At 46.4% G+C, this 18146-nt stretch carries 14 protein-coding genes and 1 pseudogene (1 of these 15 running past the window's edge); 6 read left to right on the plus strand and 9 right to left on the minus strand.

The window, feature by feature from the left end:
• From HZB31_05940 to HZB31_05975, 8 genes and pseudogenes are all read right to left on the minus strand, one after another.
• Nucleotides 1–1932 (minus strand): annotated as a pseudogene (locus HZB31_05940) (glycosyltransferase) (it extends 81 nt beyond the left edge of the window).
• Between the two features lie 92 nt (nucleotides 1933–2024).
• Complete coding sequence (locus HZB31_05945) at nucleotides 2025–3059, minus strand: glycosyltransferase (protein MBI5847482.1); 1035 nt, start codon at nucleotides 3057–3059, stop codon at nucleotides 2025–2027.
• A gap of 41 nt (nucleotides 3060–3100) precedes the next feature.
• Nucleotides 3101–3967, minus strand: coding sequence for a sulfotransferase (locus HZB31_05950; protein MBI5847483.1), 867 nt, complete (start codon nucleotides 3965–3967; stop codon nucleotides 3101–3103).
• Nucleotides 3968–3976: 9 nt separating this feature from the next.
• On the minus strand, nucleotides 3977–5101 hold the full coding sequence (locus HZB31_05955; protein MBI5847484.1) for a DegT/DnrJ/EryC1/StrS family aminotransferase: 1125 nt from the start codon (nucleotides 5099–5101) through the stop codon (nucleotides 3977–3979).
• An 85-nt stretch (nucleotides 5102–5186) separates the two neighbouring features.
• Complete coding sequence (locus HZB31_05960; GenBank protein ID MBI5847485.1) at nucleotides 5187–6287, minus strand: FkbM family methyltransferase; 1101 nt, start codon at nucleotides 6285–6287, stop codon at nucleotides 5187–5189.
• Nucleotides 6284–7576: an ABC transporter ATP-binding protein gene (locus HZB31_05965; GenBank protein MBI5847486.1), complete on the minus strand. Its 1293-nt coding sequence runs from the start codon at nucleotides 7574–7576 to the stop codon at nucleotides 6284–6286. The genes HZB31_05960 and HZB31_05965 overlap by 4 nt, the downstream gene beginning before the upstream one ends.
• Nucleotides 7573–8454, minus strand: a complete 882-nt coding sequence (locus HZB31_05970) for an ABC transporter permease (GenBank protein MBI5847487.1) — start codon at nucleotides 8452–8454, stop codon at nucleotides 7573–7575. Before HZB31_05970 ends, HZB31_05965 begins: the two co-directional genes overlap by 4 nt.
• Nucleotides 8455–8573: 119 nt before the next feature.
• On the minus strand, nucleotides 8574–9221 hold the full coding sequence (locus HZB31_05975) for a winged helix-turn-helix transcriptional regulator (protein ID MBI5847488.1): 648 nt from the start codon (nucleotides 9219–9221) through the stop codon (nucleotides 8574–8576).
• A gap of 105 nt (nucleotides 9222–9326) precedes the next feature.
• Between HZB31_05975 and HZB31_05980 the strand changes: the two genes are divergently transcribed.
• Together HZB31_05980 and bioD are read left to right on the plus strand one after the other, a co-directional pair.
• Nucleotides 9327–10049, plus strand: coding sequence for an SDR family NAD(P)-dependent oxidoreductase (locus HZB31_05980; protein ID MBI5847489.1), 723 nt, complete (start codon nucleotides 9327–9329; stop codon nucleotides 10047–10049).
• Between the two features lie 43 nt (nucleotides 10050–10092).
• Nucleotides 10093–10800: a dethiobiotin synthase gene (gene bioD / locus HZB31_05985; protein ID MBI5847490.1), complete on the plus strand. Its 708-nt coding sequence runs from the start codon at nucleotides 10093–10095 to the stop codon at nucleotides 10798–10800.
• A gap of 83 nt (nucleotides 10801–10883) precedes the next feature.
• On the opposite strand, the gene HZB31_05990 is transcribed toward bioD, so the two are convergent.
• On the minus strand, nucleotides 10884–11627 hold the full coding sequence (locus tag HZB31_05990; GenBank protein ID MBI5847491.1) for a TetR/AcrR family transcriptional regulator: 744 nt from the start codon (nucleotides 11625–11627) through the stop codon (nucleotides 10884–10886).
• Between the two features lie 330 nt (nucleotides 11628–11957).
• Between HZB31_05990 and cdhC the strand changes: the two genes are divergently transcribed.
• From cdhC to HZB31_06010, 4 genes are all read left to right on the plus strand, one after another.
• A complete protein-coding gene (cdhC, locus tag HZB31_05995; GenBank protein MBI5847492.1) occupies nucleotides 11958–14162 on the plus strand; it encodes a CO dehydrogenase/CO-methylating acetyl-CoA synthase complex subunit beta in 2205 nt (734 codons plus the stop codon).
• 9 nt (nucleotides 14163–14171) lie between these two features.
• A complete protein-coding gene (gene cooS / locus HZB31_06000) occupies nucleotides 14172–16142 on the plus strand; it encodes an anaerobic carbon-monoxide dehydrogenase catalytic subunit (protein MBI5847493.1) in 1971 nt (656 codons plus the stop codon).
• 149 nt (nucleotides 16143–16291) lie between these two features.
• Nucleotides 16292–16741, plus strand: coding sequence for a winged helix-turn-helix transcriptional regulator (locus tag HZB31_06005; GenBank protein ID MBI5847494.1), 450 nt, complete (start codon nucleotides 16292–16294; stop codon nucleotides 16739–16741).
• A 51-nt stretch (nucleotides 16742–16792) separates the two neighbouring features.
• Nucleotides 16793–18133, plus strand: a complete 1341-nt coding sequence (locus HZB31_06010) for an SCP2 sterol-binding domain-containing protein (GenBank protein MBI5847495.1) — start codon at nucleotides 16793–16795, stop codon at nucleotides 18131–18133.
• The last annotated feature ends 13 nt before the right edge of the window (nucleotides 18134–18146 follow it).

The raw sequence follows: 18146 nt of genomic DNA on the forward strand, positions 1-18146 counted from the left end.
TGCTCTGGCGTTCTTCCCCATTTTCCCCCACAGGTTCCGATCGTTATATAATATTTTTATTCGGGAGGAAAAACCGTCTATGTCGCTTGAAGCACAGAGAAATCCATTATGCCCATCCGTAATGATCTCAGGTATCCCCCCAATACAGGAGGCCACAACGGGAATGCCTAATGACATAGCCTCAAGTAACACAATCGGTATGCCCTCAATTATTGACGGGATAACTACCACATGTGCGGCCGCCAAAAACGGCTTAACATCGTCAACGATCCCCATCGTAAGAATCGAATTTCCCATACCACGTCTTTCGATCAGGGCTCTGACCCCCGCAAACTCGCCGCCTCCACCAGTCATCACCCAGGTTATGCCGCCCAAGCCCCTCAGTTTGACAGCAATATCAACAAACTTTGCAGGACCTTTCTCTTTCGAAAAACGACCGAAATAACCAATAACAAAATCATCCGGGCGTAATTTCCATGACGGATTTCTTGGGTATTTGCTACTGAAAATCTCAGGAGAAAACTCCCTGTGCACATCGACGCCATGAATAATAACGCTAATTTTTTCTTTTTTTTCTCGAAACTTGCTTATCAGTATCTTCTCAATACCTTCATTGGCGACAATATTTAAGTCAATCTGTTTTGCATATCTCCTGTTATTTATTATATGTCCAAAAGGATTAAACAACTGGTCAACAATTTTGACATGGGGATATTTTGCTTTTATCTCCGTGCTCATCTGGTACATAAAACTACATCCAACAATAAAAATAATATCAATCAGCTTGGTCTCTATCAGATAGAAGATAAAATCCTTTTTCTCCTGTTTGCCTGGAATGAATTTATGAAGATGGTAGACTTCGCGAGTAATTTGTTCGTAACGGGGCGAGTTGTCGCCAGAAAACTTCGCGTCCGTTGGAAGAGTCGTAATACAGCTAAAGGCAAAGTTCTTCTGAGAAAGATGCCCGAGGATGCGCAATAGAACCTCATCTGCCCCCCCGGTTACCATAAAGGGAAGCGCAAGCAGCACGTTAACTTTCCCGGTATCTTTCTTCAAAAGGTTAACAAATGGATTGTTGACAATATATCGCTCCCGGCGCCTCTTTCTGATTAGCGCGCGGTTGCTGCGAGAAAACAGCTTCCGATTGGCGCTAATAAGCTTATCTCTCTGATTCGATAAACTCATTCGGTTCTGTGCGGTAAGCCCTTCGCCATGCACCCGGTAGAACATTAACGGTTCAGGAAGCACCTTTATCTGGCAGCCATGCCCAAGCATACGGGTCCAAAAATCCCAATCCTCCGGCACATGCTCTTTTCCAATCCCCCAATCCCTGAATCCCCCAACAAGCTCCCAATCATTTTTTCTAAAAAGCGCAATTGTCGGAATCGTCGCACCCATAGCACATGAATATAAATCGGGTTCACCAGGAGCCCAGATATCCTCCTTCTCTTCAAAACACTGCACCCAGGGATAAACGATGCTGAGATTGCCGCTTTCGGCATAGAATACGCTCTTTTCGAGATAGGTCGCATGCAGTTTGTCATCCGCGTCCAGACAGCAAATATACTTTCCCAGAGCATGTGCAATTCCAAAATTTCGGTTATCGCCTGCCAGATGAAGCCCTTCACGAAAAAACACTTTTACTTTAGAATGTGTTATAGACTGCAGCGTTGTGATGGTCTCTCGATCCGTCGACCCACCGTCCACAATGATAATTTCAAGATTATCATATGTCTGTAATAATACAGATTCAATTGTCTCATTAATATACCGTCCATAGTTAAAACAGGGGATAATAACACTTATGAATGGCTTTTCGTGAGGCCATTCATAAGTGTTAACTGCAATATCTTTTCCGAACAGAATTTTATCAATATAAAGAATAGACTTTATTAATTTTCTGTAAATTTTATGTATATATCTGCGTGTCATATAATGAGAAATATGAATTTGGTCATTTAAGCGGCCGTTGATATACCTCCGCCGGCGCAACGGACATCAACTATTCAAAATTTTCGCTTCTGCTAATATTTCTGCAATTTCTTGCGGATATATGCAGTTATTTTGAACAAAAATGGGACGTAAAGTTTTGCTGCTAATACAAATAATGTATAATTTGTCCCTTCTCTTTTTTGAAAAGAACTGAAAATATACTTTAAGAGACATACTCTGGCTTTCTCTATTTCACCACTCGATTTATATAATGTATACAATTCAAAATAATACTCAGCAATTTTTGGTTTTATAAACTTACGGTATTTATATTTTAAATGTTTATTAATGGTATGATGCGACCCAATAACCGCTTCGATCCTTTCTGTTAATTTCGTTCTATTCCATACTCCTCCAGAATGCATGCGACAAATAGCCATATTTTCGTCAATATAACCGATATCTCCATGTTGAGCGTTTAGGATATGCAGCGACCAATCCCCTTGATTCAACGAATAAAACCAATCGGGAAACGATTCAAACAATCTGCTTCTAAACATTGTTGAACAGCTTGGAATAAAATTTTCGACAACCAAATCTTCAATAGTTGAAATTTGTTTTTCATGATTAATAGGAATAAAAGAAGGCACCAACAAATCTTCGTCTGAAATAACCTTTACTGGATGGAAACAGATTGCACACTCTGGATGGGAATCAAGAAAATCTGCCTGCTTTTGCACCTTTAGCGGATCGGCCCAGAAGTCATCGCCATCCAGTAGCGCGATATAATCCCCCCGACAGCGCTTAAGGATATCGACAAAATTATATAGACGTCCAAATTTTATCCTTGATTGATAATAAATGTCGCCCTTTTCTCTCTCTAATATACGAATAATATGCGGATATTGTTTCTCGTATTTGCGAATAATTCGCAGTGTGCCATCGTCAGAAAAATCATCACCGATAACTATTTCCATGTCAAAACTAGTTTTTTGCATAAGGATAGAGTCAATTGCCTGTGCTATGTAATCTTCCTGGTTATAGCACATAACCCTAACACTCACTTTAGGCCTCCCATTTCTGAAAGGTTTCGCCTCGCCGACAGTTGATAATGGCCTATTTTTCATGGGACTCCAAGCATTATCATTCCTATAGGCGCTCTTCGCTGTCAATCATAGAAATAAGCTGACAAGATTTCATGAGCTATTGATTTGAAGAGTGCAATGTCATTACCACTCAATTCCCGTCTGTAAGCGCCGACCTGTGAACTCGAAGGTTTTTCCAAGAGTTTATCCTTCCACTGAAGAAAGTCTGCAGGCTCATCCAATTGGGATACAAAATATTCCAGCATCGATGGATCATATTCTTCACCAATAAACCAGCATAATTCTTTCAGCTTGCTTTCCGGATTAGCAACAAGGTCTTCATACTTAATTTCAAGCGTATTATCCCAGTTGATCAAATTAAAGGATTCTCTTATTTCCCTGATGTTGCCGACCCATTCATAAGCAATATCTTCTATTTTGCAAGGCAGGTTGGGGGCATATTGCGAAACAATCTTTTTTTTGTTCAAACGCATGTAGGAGCAGGCTACATCCCGGCCATCTCTAACAATATGAATAAAGAAAGCATCTGGAAATAGTTTTTTGAGTGTGCCTATATGATGCAAATAAAAATTATTCTTATCACCCCATTTCGTAAAGGTTCTGCCCCTCGACTCACCGTAAAACTCATATACGCACGATACCAGGTCTGAATATGATGCAGGTTTGTTCTGCAGGACATAGTTATTGAGCTTAGCAATATTCAATGACCACGTCTCTATCTTTCTCGATAATTGAAGATCCTCAAGAAAGGAAGTCACATGCCGCACATTGTTCACACAGGATTCATTCCATGATGCGTATTTGTAATACCACCAAATCATGAACCCGCATTCAGGAGGAATAACAATATTACGATGATTATTAAGCATCAGCCTTAATAGAGTTGTGCCGGATCGTGGATTACCGATTATGAATAGAGGATTGTTCATATAGCAAATTCACTGAGCGCCCAGAATGGAACAAATTGTCTCAACATGATCACCTGAAAGGCTAGAATATATAGGAAGACACAATATATTGGTCGCAACGTCTTCAGCAACTGGCAAGTTATCTGACGATGCGGACGGCAATCCCCTGTAGGTCGGGAACTGACTGATTAGTGGGAAAAAATATCTCCTGACAAGGTAGCCTTGGTCTTTGAGTTCCTGATAAATTTCATTACGCGTCTTCCCGCTTTCTTTCGGGTCAATTAATATCGGAAAATATCCGTAGTTGCGCCTCAGATCCTTAATATCTTTTATTATCCTAATTCCCTTTACATCCCTCAACTTGTTCTTATATATCTCAGCGATTTGCCCTCTTTTTTCGATAAACTTATCAACATATTTTAGTTGTAACAACCCCAGCGCGGCCTGGAACTCACTCATCTTCGCATTAATTCCAGGAGCCACAACCGTAGTCTCGTTTGCAAATCCAAAGTTTTTGAGATAATCTATGCGTTTTTTTGTCTTTTCGTCATGACAGACAATAGCACCTCCCTCAAAGGTAGTAAATATCTTTGTTGCATGAAAACTGAGTACGGACAGATCGCCAAAGTTCAACACAGATTCTCCCTTCACCCTGACACCAAAGGCATGACAGGCATCATAAATGACTTTCAACCCGTAGGTATCCGCTATGCCGGCTATCCTCTCCACATTACAGGGATTGCCATAAACATGTACGGGAAGGATTGCAGTTGTTTTTGGTGTAATGGCAGCTTCAATCTTCTCAGGATCCAAATTAAAATAGTCAGGCTCTATATCACAAAAAACAGGTTTTATGCCGTTCCAGTGAAGGGCATGGGTCGTCGCAACAAAACTGAAGGGTGTCGTTATCACTTCACCGGTTATGCGCAGCACCTGCAGAGCAGTAATGAGCGCAAGCGTTCCGTTGGTAAAAAGCGAAAGATATTTCACGCCAAGGTATTCACATAGGGCTTCTTCAAACTCCCGATGGAATTTCCCCATATTAGTTAACCACCTGCTGTCCCAAATCTCCTCAAGAGACTTAACAAATTCCTCCAGCGGCGGCAGATCCGGTCTCGTGACAAATATTCCTCCGGTCTTTTTTGCGTTATTCATATTATCTCCCTACGTTAGATTTTGAATCCGGTGTTTAGCCTCTGCCGAAAGTTGAACTGTGGAATTAGCCAGATCATAGGACATATCACAATTGGTTAGTATTTGCCATGGCAAATAACACGGTCTCTTCTTCATGAATTGTAAAATGCCCAAGATAATATCTGTAGCCCAAACCTAGTGACTCGATGAATTTAGGGATATCTGCAAAATCTTCCACCTTATGATAAAGTGAAATTGCCAATTTTGGTCTGTACTTCCGTAACGTATTTTCAGCTCCTTTGAGAGCTTCTAGTTCAGCCCCTTCAATATCCATTTTTATAAAATTCACATTCGACAATTTTTTCGCAGCTGCAAAATCATCGACAGTAATCGTTCTGACATCAATGCCAATCCGATCGATATTTATTCTACTTGCTGGGCCATTAACAGCAACGGGAACCAAAAGACCCGACTCATTCCACAACGCATCAGGTACAATATCAATCCTATCCGCCAACTCAGGGTTCAGCGTAATATTCGCATGCATGATATCACGATTAGCAGAAACAATTTCAAACGAATAGACTCTGCCCGATTGGCCGGTCTGATGGGCGAATCTTAGGGTAGTATCACCCCACCCACCCCCCGCATCTATTACAATATCGCCCCGTTCAACCTTAATCACATGAGATTGAGAATGATATTCGTACTGTCTCGCAACAAAAGTGTTATATACTGACCGAGGACTACTGTAAACTTTTATTGGCCAGCCTATCTGCGCCAGATCAAATATATTGAGCACCCAAGCCATGAAATCCAATCGAATACTACTTTTTTTGTCGGCTTTATTGGCGAGGTCTGCAGTGGCATTCCAAAAATCGGAGGTATTAGTAGGGAGCTTCACTTTTTTGTGACCAAGGATTCGATACACAAGAATCTTTATCAATAATTCTTTCGATGATTTATCAGCAAGAAGCTCGTAAAGATATTTAAATTTATCAATGAGAGTCTGATGCTTTCTTACTATTGACGAAATATAATAACCGGGAGCTATTCTGCTGATGATTTCGTGCACCGCAAACCGTTGATTAAGACTATGCTGTTCAGGGACAACCAGCTCGCCGAAACGAAAATAATCATAATTGTCACGAAAATCATTATTAAGACTCTCTTTTAACAACTCTTTGATGGCGGCAATAAATGTCATAAGTCCTCCTCGATCCGGTCAACTGCAGGAACCCTCCATTCCAGTTTAGGCCTGACAGCACCCGGCCACTTATCAAACCAATACCCCTTTCTCTGAGCATCATGAATTTTAAAAACAAGACCGTCATTCAAGGTAAAAAGCGGTTTCCCTTCCTCGACGATCATCATAGAAATCTTATAATGTCCATCATTAAGCAAACCACCCATGATGTGACACGAAAACGAAGATATCCCGATGGGCAAGGTCAGACTTGGTGAAGTAGCCGCAAAAACCAGCTCTCCACTGATAGAGTACAAATGCATACTCAAATTAATCATGGCGTTTTTCTTGAAATTCCAGAAATCAAACTCTATATCGAAAGGATTTTCCACCGTTATTTCCCCGGCACCATGTTGGGACTGGAGAATTAACTCTATTTTTTTCACTTTCACTTCGTGATTCCCTGGTGCATTTTCTGCCTCATTCCAGACCTGTCTGTATACGTCAGAAGAATTACTCAGGTATTTGTCTATAACGTTGTATGCTTCACCGTATTCCTTCAAGTTACCGCAGTTGAGCAGGATGGCTCTATTACAAAGGTTTTTGATAGCCGTCATATTATGACTTACAAACAGAACCGTTCTTCCCTCTTTGGCCACATCACCCATCTTTCCCAGGCATTTTTTCTGAAACGCTGCATCCCCTACTGCAAGGACTTCATCAACAATCAATATCTCCGGTTCCAGGTGGGCAGCTACTGCAAAAGCAAGTCGTACGTACATGCCAGACGAGTAGCGCTTCACCGGCGTATCAATGAACTTCTCAACTTCGGCAAAGGCAATAATCTCGTCAAACTTATTATCGATCTCTTTTTTTGTCATGCCCAATATGGCACCGTTAAGATAAATGTTCTCACGGCCGGTCAGTTCAGGATGAAACCCCGTTCCCACCTCCAAAAGACTTGCCACCCTGCCCTTTATTTTCACCTGACCTTTTGTGGGGGATATCACTTCTGAAAGTATTTTCAGCAGAGTGGACTTGCCTGCGCCATTTCTGCCAATGATCCCTAAAACATCTCCTTCCTTTACTTCAAATGAAACGTCATTTAGAGCAAGCATGTGAGGATTTTCATCTGAGCGTCGAGAGTTGAGGATTGGAACGTGAACCGCCGATATAATCGAGTTTGGATCTTCCTTGCCACGCATCCTGGCCCACCAGCTCTGCAGATCTTTATACAGCGTTCCGTGACTGATCGTTCCAAGTCGATATTCCTTATAGAGGTGTTCGACTCTGATTACAACATCGCTCATACGGTATCCATAAAAGTCTTTTCTATGCGGCTGAACATGAGAATGCCGACGATTAATACCATTGTCGTCATCCCGAGGCTTATTACCATATGCATTGGCCGTATTGCGCCAGCGCCGAGGAAGGCATAACGCGCTGTTTCGACAATTGAAGCCATGGGATTCATCACATATATCCAGTGCCATTTCTCCGGTATCTGTGACATCGGGTACACAATAGGCGTTGCATACATCCACAGCTGCACGCCGAACCCAATGACATATCTCAGGTCTCTATATTTTGTGGTAAGAGAGGAAATCAGTATTCCGAGTCCAAGGCCGAGGGCCGCCATCTGAATCAGCAGAAGCGGAGTAAGTAGACTCCACAGACTGGCTTTAACCACAGCTCCGTTAAGATAATAATAGGTCCAAAATACCAGGAAAAGTGAGAACTGGATAGAAAAAGTTATGAGGTTCGTTATCACAATCGAGACAGGTACTGTCAGGCGAGGGAAATAGACCTTGCCAAAAATGCCAGCGTTAGACACAAAAGTGTCAGAGGTCTTATTCAGGCAATCGGCAAAATAGTTCCAGACCACAATTCCAGACATATAAAAAAGCATTTGGGGGAGGCCATCAGTTGATATTTTGGCAATCCTGCCGAAGATGACCGTAAATACAATCGTCGTAAAGAGGGGCTGCAGCAGAAACCAGATCGGCCCCAAAATCGTTTGCTTGTAAAATGCAGTAAAATCTCTTTTTACAAAGAGCATTATCAGGTCTCTGTAATTCCAGAGGTTCAAAAGGTTGAGATCAAACCAGCCTTTTTTGGGGCTGATCACCTTTGTCCACTCTTCTTCCTGCAGTGCTTCCATCTGCCTGTTGATTTCAGCTGCCTTCATTGAGACGGGCTACCGCCGATCAGGTTGTGCAAACCCGCTTTTTCTTGCTCATTCATCTTCTCATTCCAGTCATTACGCCTGGTATCCAGCTCAATGACAATGTCGCCTCGCTTACGTGCTTACGTGATGGAAGGCGGCACGGCTTTCTCCCCGATCATGGATTCAAGAGGATAGATAGAAAATATCCTCTCCTGGGCAATCCCATGATCCAGAAGCATTTTATAAACAGTTGCTCTTTTTAAGTATGTCGTAAGAATAATGATGTTGCCGTCTGTATCAGCGAGGTCAATCAACGGTGTCACCGCCGTCTTAAAGAAGACCTTTCCTCTTTTGTCGTCATCATAAACTCTCCGGAGTTCAATATCTGCTTCCTGAAGAGAAAGATAGGCAATCTCGGTCACCTCATCCACCCCGGCAAAGGAGACTTCTCCTATCCCCTGCTTCTGCAGATCCACAAAAAGCTTTCTAAAGTCGCGCCGGGCATTTCGATAGATGCTGGTATAATCCTGGAGCAGATGATAGGTAAGCCGGGTCTTCTCCGCAAAGCCGGTCGGCGTCAGGTAGTATGCATACCGTTTTGCCGGGATCTGACTTATCGTGACATAACCCTTTGAAACGAGATTTTTAAGATAAGAGTTCACGAGCCCCAGAGCAATGTTCAGCCGCTTGCTCAAATCCCTCTGTGACAAGGACTCGCCCTTTGAGATCTCGTCAAGCAGGAGCAATGATTTGTAACTATCTTGATTTTCAGCATTCTTTCCGTTCATATTATGAACGTTCATGTTTTGAACATACCATGAAGGCAAAGTTAAGTCAAGATAATATCCAGCTAATTGCTTGACTTGGGAGAGGTGCAAAACTGATATTAGACTATGGACAATCCGATGAAAGTCGCTCTGATTACAGGTGGGGCCAGTGGACTAGGGAGTCATATCAGCAGGGTATTTCTTGAAAAGGGGTATCATATTGCACTCAACTACCTCAATTCGGAAGAAAAAGCGCTGGAAATCTCGGCTAAGGCAGGGGATCGCGTTATCTTATTAAGGACAGATGTTGGAGACTCATCGCAGGTCAGGGATATGGTCTGGCGCATTGAACAGACCTTCGGCAGACTCGATGTTCTAATCAATAACGCCGGCGTCGCAAAAGACAGCCTCCTGATCAAACAGACAGAAGCACAGTGGGATGCGATAATCAGAACAAACCTCACTGGCTGTTTCAACCTTCTCAGTGCTGCAGCACCTCTCATGATCAGCTCAGGCGGCGGCCATATCATTAATATCTCTTCCTATTCAGGCGTAAAAGGAAAGGCAGGACAGGCAGCATACAGCGCGTCCAAGGCAGGGCTTATCGGCCTGACCATCTCTGCAGCTCATGAACTCGCCCAATACAATATCAGGGTAAATGCAGTTCTGCCGGGATATATGACTACCGGGATGGGAGCCAAATCAATATCGGCCATGAAAAAGGCTGAAGAGGCGAGCCTCCTGAAGAGGCTCGCAGAACCTTCAGAAGTCGCACGAAGCATTGTATCCATCGCCGGGATGGACTATATCACAGGCCAGGTCCTCAGCCTTGACAGCAGAAACCTTTAGTGCAATACTTCACATGAAGGCTGCAGTTTTTTCAGGAGGAACGATGTTCAAGGGATTCTTTATAACCGGCACTGATACAGGCGTTGGAAAAACCGTGATTGCCGGGGCGATAATCAAAGTGATGCAGTCTTTTGGCATAAAGGCTTGCGCCATGAAACCCATTGAGAGCGGATGCGGAAAAGAGGGTGATATCCTTATCCCGTATGACAGCACCTTCCTCAAACAGGCAGCACACATGGATGAACCGATTAAGCAGGTGACACCCTTCTGCTTCGAAAGTCCGCTCTCACCTCTTGCAGCATCAGAAATTGAAGGGAAAAAGATCAGCATTGACGAGATCAAGAAGGCATATTACAAGCTCTATAAGTCATATGAAGCGATTGTCGTCGAAGGCGTTGGTGGTCTTATGGTGCCTATCAGAAAAGACTTCTATATCCTTGACCTTGTCCGGGAGTTTTCCCTTCCGCTGCTCATCATCACCAAGCCGGGACTCGGCACTATCAATCACACCATGCTCACCATAAACGCTGCGCTTTCGGCAGGGATTGAAGTTGCAGGCCTCATCATCAATTATAGCCGGCCGCCCGAAAACAGCCTTGCAGAAAAAACAAATCCTCAGATATTAAAAGAGATCTGCCCGGTGCCGGTAATCGGCACCTTCCCCTATCTGAAGGCTATGGGCGAGGATGTACTCGAAAAGACCGCCCTCCGCAACCTCGATCTTGAAGTTCTGAAGAAGTATATCCTGTAGGGAAATACGCTACGCCTAACCCCTTAAAAACCTGACTAATGAGGCATCAGGCAGATAGCCATGACTAATTCCCGCAAAACTGGCTAAAAATCATCTGTTACTATGGGGAAGGTATTTATTGCTTGCTGATAATACTTAGACTCTGATGTTTCAAATATCTTAAACCCAAAATGAGACTCTTGCAAAGGTCTCTTCGCTCCGATCAAGAACTGTGACATGAGCTGCTTTAGCGCCTCTTCTGCGTTAGCAGCAGTAACGCCGACATATTCCAATCTGCCATCCGCAAAAAGTGATGTAAACCCGTTTACGATCGACCAGCAATGAAAAGCGATATGCAAGGGCTCCCCTTCGCCAAAGACCTTTTTTTTCTGGCAATACACGACCATGTCCCGGATGAGGGCGAGTGTCTGGGATGCCGCGGTTTGCAATGCAGGGTATTTGTCGCCAGGCTTTACGTCTGAATTGAACATCAGCTTGAAATGCTGCGGATGATTAAGCCCCATACGAAAATATGCGAGTCCGCAACCGTAGTACATGTTCAAGGCATCATCCTTGTGCTTCAGTATGGTCTCCCTCATATACTGAGAAATCATATCAAATCCTTGCCTTGCAAGTTCCGCGAGCAGATCATCCTTGTCTTTGAAATGACGATACGGTGCGGCCTGACTCACTCCGGCAATCCGTGCAAGTTCTCTTAAAGAAATTTCCGCAGGCGAATGCTTTTTCAACAGTTTGAGCGCAGTGCCTAGAAGCGCAGCCTTCAAGTCACCGTGATGGTAGTTGTCGGCTGCCTTTGCTTTGTTTGGCGCTTTCCTGCGTTTTATCATAATGGTATCTCCGTTCGGGGGCTAAATGTTGACACATACAACATTAGATGTTATAGTTGTTAACATAGAAGCTGGATGACTGTAACCACCGTTCACATTATATACTCATTTTGAGCGACGGGCAAGATACTATTGCTGTTGTGAAACCAGCCTCAAGGGTTTACGCTTCGGCAGAAGGAAAGAGAGAATGCTTACGGAACCCTATATCCTGATGCTGCCGAAGCAGCTGCATGATGTTCAAGGAAAAGGAAATGAGCTTTGTTCATTTATTTAATGTTGTTCTCATTAAAGCAGCCGAACTCATGATATACGGCTTTCAAGGAGGCAAACATGTCCAGAACTATTGCTGTTGCAGCCATTAGAGGCGCGAATACGCTTGTAGCAAGGGCCGATGAGATGCTCGAAAAGGCTATTGCTGAGAAAGGTAAGGACTTTGTTTTCGAATTCCCTGATACGGCGTACCATCTCCCCATGATTTATGCAATGACAGGCATTGCGGTTAAGACCCTTGATGATATGACAAGGGCACTAAGTTTTGCCGGAAAGCTGCTTCATGAGGAGCCGCGGAAGCGCGTGTGGAAACCCTATCTGGGCGAGACTCTCGATTCAGGCATGGCCACGCTTTTTGCCGAGGAGATCATCCTTGCTCTCAGGTATATAAACGGACTTGAGCCCTGCACAGACCCTGAGACAGGGTATGTGTATAACGGGTTCATCTCCGACACCATACAGAGAAATTTGGGTATACAGCTGGTGGACGGCTCCATGCCGGGGTTTGCTGCCATAATTGGCGCTGCCCCGACCGACGATATAGCCGTGACCATCGTGAGGGAACTGCAGGAGAAGAACATACTGACCTTCTTGTCGGGGCATACAGCCGATGGTAACAGTGTCACCAAACAGCTTCTGAGAAAAGGTGTGGAGCTGGGGTGGGAAACACGGATAGTTCCTGTAGGGCCTGATACCGAACATACGGTATTTGTGCTCGACTGGGCAATACGGGCGTCGTGTATTTTTGGAGGGAAAAAACCGGGTGATTTCAAATCCCATCTAAAATATCAAAGAGACAGATTGTTTGCTTTTGCCATGGTGTTGGGCGAATTTGATGATCTCAAGTGGAGCACAGGCGCGGGGGCTCTTACCATGGGCTTCCCCGCCATCGGTGATACGGACATACCGGTTATCCATCCCACGGGCGTCTGCACCTATGAGGAAGTGGACAAGGAACTGGACCACAGCAAGATCGTGCAGAGGGCCATTGAGCAGAGGGGCCTGAAGATCATCATCGAGAAGCCGCCCATTCCCGTTGCCTTTGGTCCTGCTTTTGAGGGCGAGAGGATCAGGAAGGAAGACACTTTTATCGAGTTTGGCGGACAGAGAACGCCTGCCTTTGAGTGGGTCAAGATGGTTGAGCTTGAGGACATAGCGGAAGACAACGAGGTCATTGTTGTTGGGGACAACTGGCAGGAGCTTTATGAGAAAGGCGGCAAACTGCCCCTGGGCATTGTCATAGAAGTGGCCGGCAGAAAGATGCAGAAGGACTTTGAGTCCGTCATTGAGCGGAAGATTCACGCCAACATCAACGAGGCCCAGGGCGTATGGCATATGGGTCAGCGCGATATCAACTGGATCCGTATCAGCAATGCAGCCAAGAAAGACGGCTTCACTCTCGAACACCTGGGCGTCATCCAGACGGCTGTAATCCACAATCGCTTCCGCTCCATTGTGGACAAAATTCAGGTCAAGCTTTACATCGGCGAAGATGAGGTCAGGCAGGTACAGGAGGAGGCACGTGCCGCCTACAAAAAACGTGACCAACGGCTCGGCAGTCTTACTGATGAGGCGGTGGAGGACTTCTATTCCTGTCTCCTCTGCCAGTCCTTTGCTCCTGCCCATGTCTGCGTAATTACGCCCGAGAGACTGGGCCTTTGCGGGGCCTATAATTGGCTGGACGGCAAAGCAGCTTTTGAGATCGACCCTACGGGTGGTAACCAGCCCATCACCAAGGGAGAGGCCCTCGATACGAGGTACGGCCGCTATTCCGGTGTTGATGATTACCTGAAAAAGGCGTCTGGCGGAGCTGTTGAGACCCTTAATCTCTACACTATCATGGAAAACCCGATGACCTCCTGCGGCTGCTTCGAGTGCATTGTCGCTATCGTGCCAGAGGCCAATGGAGTAATGCTTGTTGAGCGCGGACACACCGGAATGACCCCTGCCGGAATGAAGTTCTCTACTCTTGCAGGCAGTGTCGGCGGAGGGGTGCAGGCTCCGGGGTTTATGGGCATTGGAAGAAACTTTATAACGAGCAAAAAGTTTCTTTTTGGCGATGGAGGACTTAAGAGAATAGTCTGGATGACAAAGAACCTGAAGGAAAGCCTGAAGACCGCCTTTAACCAGAGGGCTGCAGAGGCAGGTGTGCCTGATCTGCTCGACAAGATAGCAGATGAAACTATTTGTGAGGATTCCGAGAAGCTTGTGGAGCATCTTACAAATGTAGGACATCCTGCGTTAGAAATGGCATCAATCATATAGGAGGCAATAATGGACAGGCATAGGAAAAGCGCCAATGAAGCAGCTCAGAAGATATTGGAGTGGGGTATTACTGAAAAGATTGACACCTGCTTTGACAGGGCAGAGAAGATGAAACCATGCCCCATCGGCGGGTCGGGGGCTTGCTGTAAAATGTGCCATATGGGACCCTGCAGACTGGTGGGAAAGAACGCTGAAGAGGAAGTACGCGGTGTTTGCGGAGCAAGCCTATCAACCGTCGTGGCAAGAAACTTTATCAGGATGATCGCTGGTGGGACCTCATGCCATGGAAGCCATGGAAAAGACATGGTTTTTACTTTGCTTGCGGTAGCCAACGGCGAAGCGACAGACTATAAGATCAAAGACGTTAGAAAACTGTATAAGACAGCCGGCACACTTGGGCTTGAATTTGAAGGCAGGATGGTGAATGATGTGGCAAAGGATGTTGCCGCACGGTTGCTCGAAGATTTCAGCCGCCAGAGGGGCGAGATGAACTTATTGCAAAGAGCGCCCCAAAAGACCAAAGAGAGATGGAGAAAGTGGGGGATCATGCCGCGGGGTCTAAGCACCGAGGTTGTTGAGACCATGGACAGGACGACCATGGGTATGGACGCCGATCCTGATTCCCTTCTGCTCCACGGCCTCCGGACTGCGCTGTCGAACGGCTGGGGTGGGAGCATGATCTCGACCGAGGTTACCGATATCCTCTTCGGGACGCCAGGGGCCATAGAGGCGGAAGCGAGTCTGGGCATATTCAAAGAAGACGAGGTCAATGTCATCATCCATGGCCACGAGCCGACCCTTGCAGAGATGATTGTGGATGTGGTGAACGATCCCGAGATCGTGGCATACGCAAAAACGAAGGGTGCAAAGGGCGTTAATCTGGGCGGCATGTGTTGTACTGCCAATGAGGTCATGATGAGGCATGGTATCCCGACGGCGGGCGGTCTTACCAACCAGGAACTCGCTATCATGACCGGAATGATTGACACCATGATCGTGGATGTGCAGTGTATCATGCCTTCCCTGGCCAAACTGTCGAAGAAGTTCCATACGAAGTTTATCACCACCTCTCCGAAAGTCCATATACCGGAAGCTGTCCATATGGAATTCGATGAGCACAGGGCACGGGAACAGGCCAAGGAGATCGTCAAGGTCGCGATCGATAACTACCCCAATAGAAAGGCAACCGGCAGTCACGTTACCGAGAAATATCCGGTCATTGCCGGTTTCTCCCATGAGTACATCGAGTATATGCAGGGCGGATACTTCAGAGGTTCCTTCAGACCGCTGAACGATGCCATTATGGCGGGTAGGATCAGGGGCGTTGCAGCTATCATAGGATGTGATAATCCGCGAGTCGTCGCCACCGGTATTCATAAGTATCTTGCCTATGAGATGATAAAGAGCGACATCCTCGTCCTCACTACTGGATGCGGGGCTGCGGCCATGGGGAGTACGGGCTATTTGACCCCCGAAACAGCGCTTGAACACGCTGGGCCGGGGCTGAAGGAGGTCTGCGAGGCAATTGGCATCCCGCCTATTCTCCATCTTGGATCATGTGTGGACAACACGAGGATACTTACTATCGCAAGTGCCATGGCAGCAGAAGGCGGGCTCTCGGAGGAGATCGGCGGCATGCCTGCCGTGGGCATCGCCCCTGAGTGGATGTCTGAGAAGGCCATCGCTATCGGAAGTTACTTTGCAGTATCGGGAGTTCCGGTCATAATGGGCGGCGAATCACCTGTCAGTGCCAGCAAAGAAGTGACAAGGATCATGACCGAGGTCTGGTTCGAGAGGTTCAGGGGCGCCCTGCACTTCGAACCCGATCCCGAGAGGATCCTGGAACTGGCCATCGACTACATTGATAAGGCACGTGAGGCCCTGAAACTCAAGAAATACGAGCCGGGCAAGTTCGGAACTGAAAGGCTGCTTATGGGCATGGCGGAAAGAAGACGGCTCGAAAAGCAGACCCACCTCTGATAAGAAGTTCAGGACCAGGCTCCAAAGTTACAACCTGAATTGTTTGATATTTATGCAGAACCGCGGCTGCTCGCTTGTAATCGCCGAAATTACATTGACTTGCAGACGAAGGTCTGATACAATGTTGCATATACAACATGAAGACTGCTATGAATGAAAAGGAAGCCTCAGCACTTGCTAAGACAGTTGCCGACGAATGCATTGCATACCGAGTGCGGCTTTTGAACCGCGTCATAACCGGCATTTATGACAAAGTACTGCAACCTTTCGGCATCACGATCAATCAGGGGAGTATTCTCACTATGCTCTCGCTTACCGAGCGCGCATCTTCTGCAGACATCGGCAGAGCGCTGTTGATGGAGAAGTCGACCGTAAGCCGCACCCTGGACCGGATGAAGCAAAATGGCTGGATCAGTGTCGCGCGGCAGGTCGATGGGCCGGCCCAGGTAGTCACTGTCACGCCGAAAGGCAGGAAACTCATGGCAGCTTCGCATGGGGAATGGGAAAAAGCGCAAAAGGAGGCAGCGGAACTCCTTGGCGATGATGGTATTTCCGCAGTCCGGCTGCTTCATGGCAAACTGAGATCGAAAAAGAATTAGACTTTTTTTTAGCCATTAAGTTGCATATACAACTATCCAAAAGAGAACAGCATGACGAATTTAAATGAACACCCGACAGTAAAACGCTATAACGAAAGAAAAACATCAACGGCACTTCCCTCACCCGCTTCGAAACTGAGCGCCCGACAGTTGCGCGAAATGTGCCTGGACTTCGGCGTTGATGACGTGGGTTTTGTTGAGCTCGCGCGTCCGTCGTTGGATGACCTGAGAGAGGACATTCTGAAGGCATTCCCCTGGACGAAGTCACTCATCAGTTTTGTCGGACGGCTCACCAGGGAAAACCTGAGAAGTCCGGCACGCTCCATTGCAAGCCTCGAACTGCAACAGGTGGAAGCACGATTGAACCACGCTGCCCAGGCCTTGGCAGCAGCACTTGAACGGAAAGGCGTTCGCGCTGCAACCCCGGCCGCCGGGTTTCCGATGGAAGCGGACCAATGGCCCGGCAAGATGGCTGTCGTATCGCACAAGCCCATAGCCGTTGCCGCTGGAATGGGGAAAATGGGCCTCCACCGCAATGTTATTCACCCGGTGTTCGGGAGTTTTGTTTTGCTGGGTACCGTGCTTATCGACGCTGAAGTAGACGAATATGACAGTCCTTTGGACTATAACCCTTGCCTGGACTGCAAGCTCTGCTCGATTGCCTGTCCTACAGGAGCCATAGGACCAGATGGTTTTTTCAATCCCATAAACTGCCTCACGCATACCTATCGTGACATGGTTGGTGGATTTACAGACTTGGTTGAAAACATAGCCGATAGCAGAAACGCAGTCGATTACAGGACCAGAATAAGCGATTCCGAGACCGTATCCATGTGGCAGAGCCTGGCGTACAAGCCGTGCTACAAATCGGTTTATTGTATGGCCGTCTGCCCTGCGGGCGACGAAGTGATTCCGCAGTATCTGGAGGACAAAAAAACCTTTATCGAGGATGTGGTCAAACCGCTTCAGCAGAAAACCGAGACGGTCTATGTGCTGCCCGGTTCAGATGCAGAGAGTCATGTCCAGAATAAATTTCCGCATAAAAAGATAAAGCGCGTGGGCAACGGCATCAGACCGCCGTCCGTAGCAGCTTTTGTTGCATCCATGCCGATCGCCTTCCAGCGCCATAAATCGGAAGGGCTAAGTGCAACCTATCATTTCACCTTCACCGGCATTGAACAGGCCGAAGCAACGGTCACTATTAAAGACAAATCGATCAGCATAGAACCAGGACATGGAGGCACCCCGGACGTACAGGTGTATGCCGATACAAAAACCTGGCTGCGTGTGCTACACAAGGAAAGTTCGATGGTCAAGGAGATCGTTTTGAGGAAAATTCGCGTCAAAGGGCCGATGAAATTGTTCAAGGCTTTCGGCAGGTGTTTTGCGTAAGCAGTTTTATAAA

Source organism: Nitrospirota bacterium (assembly GCA_016235245.1).
GTDB lineage: Bacteria > Nitrospirota > Thermodesulfovibrionia > Thermodesulfovibrionales > UBA6898 > UBA6898.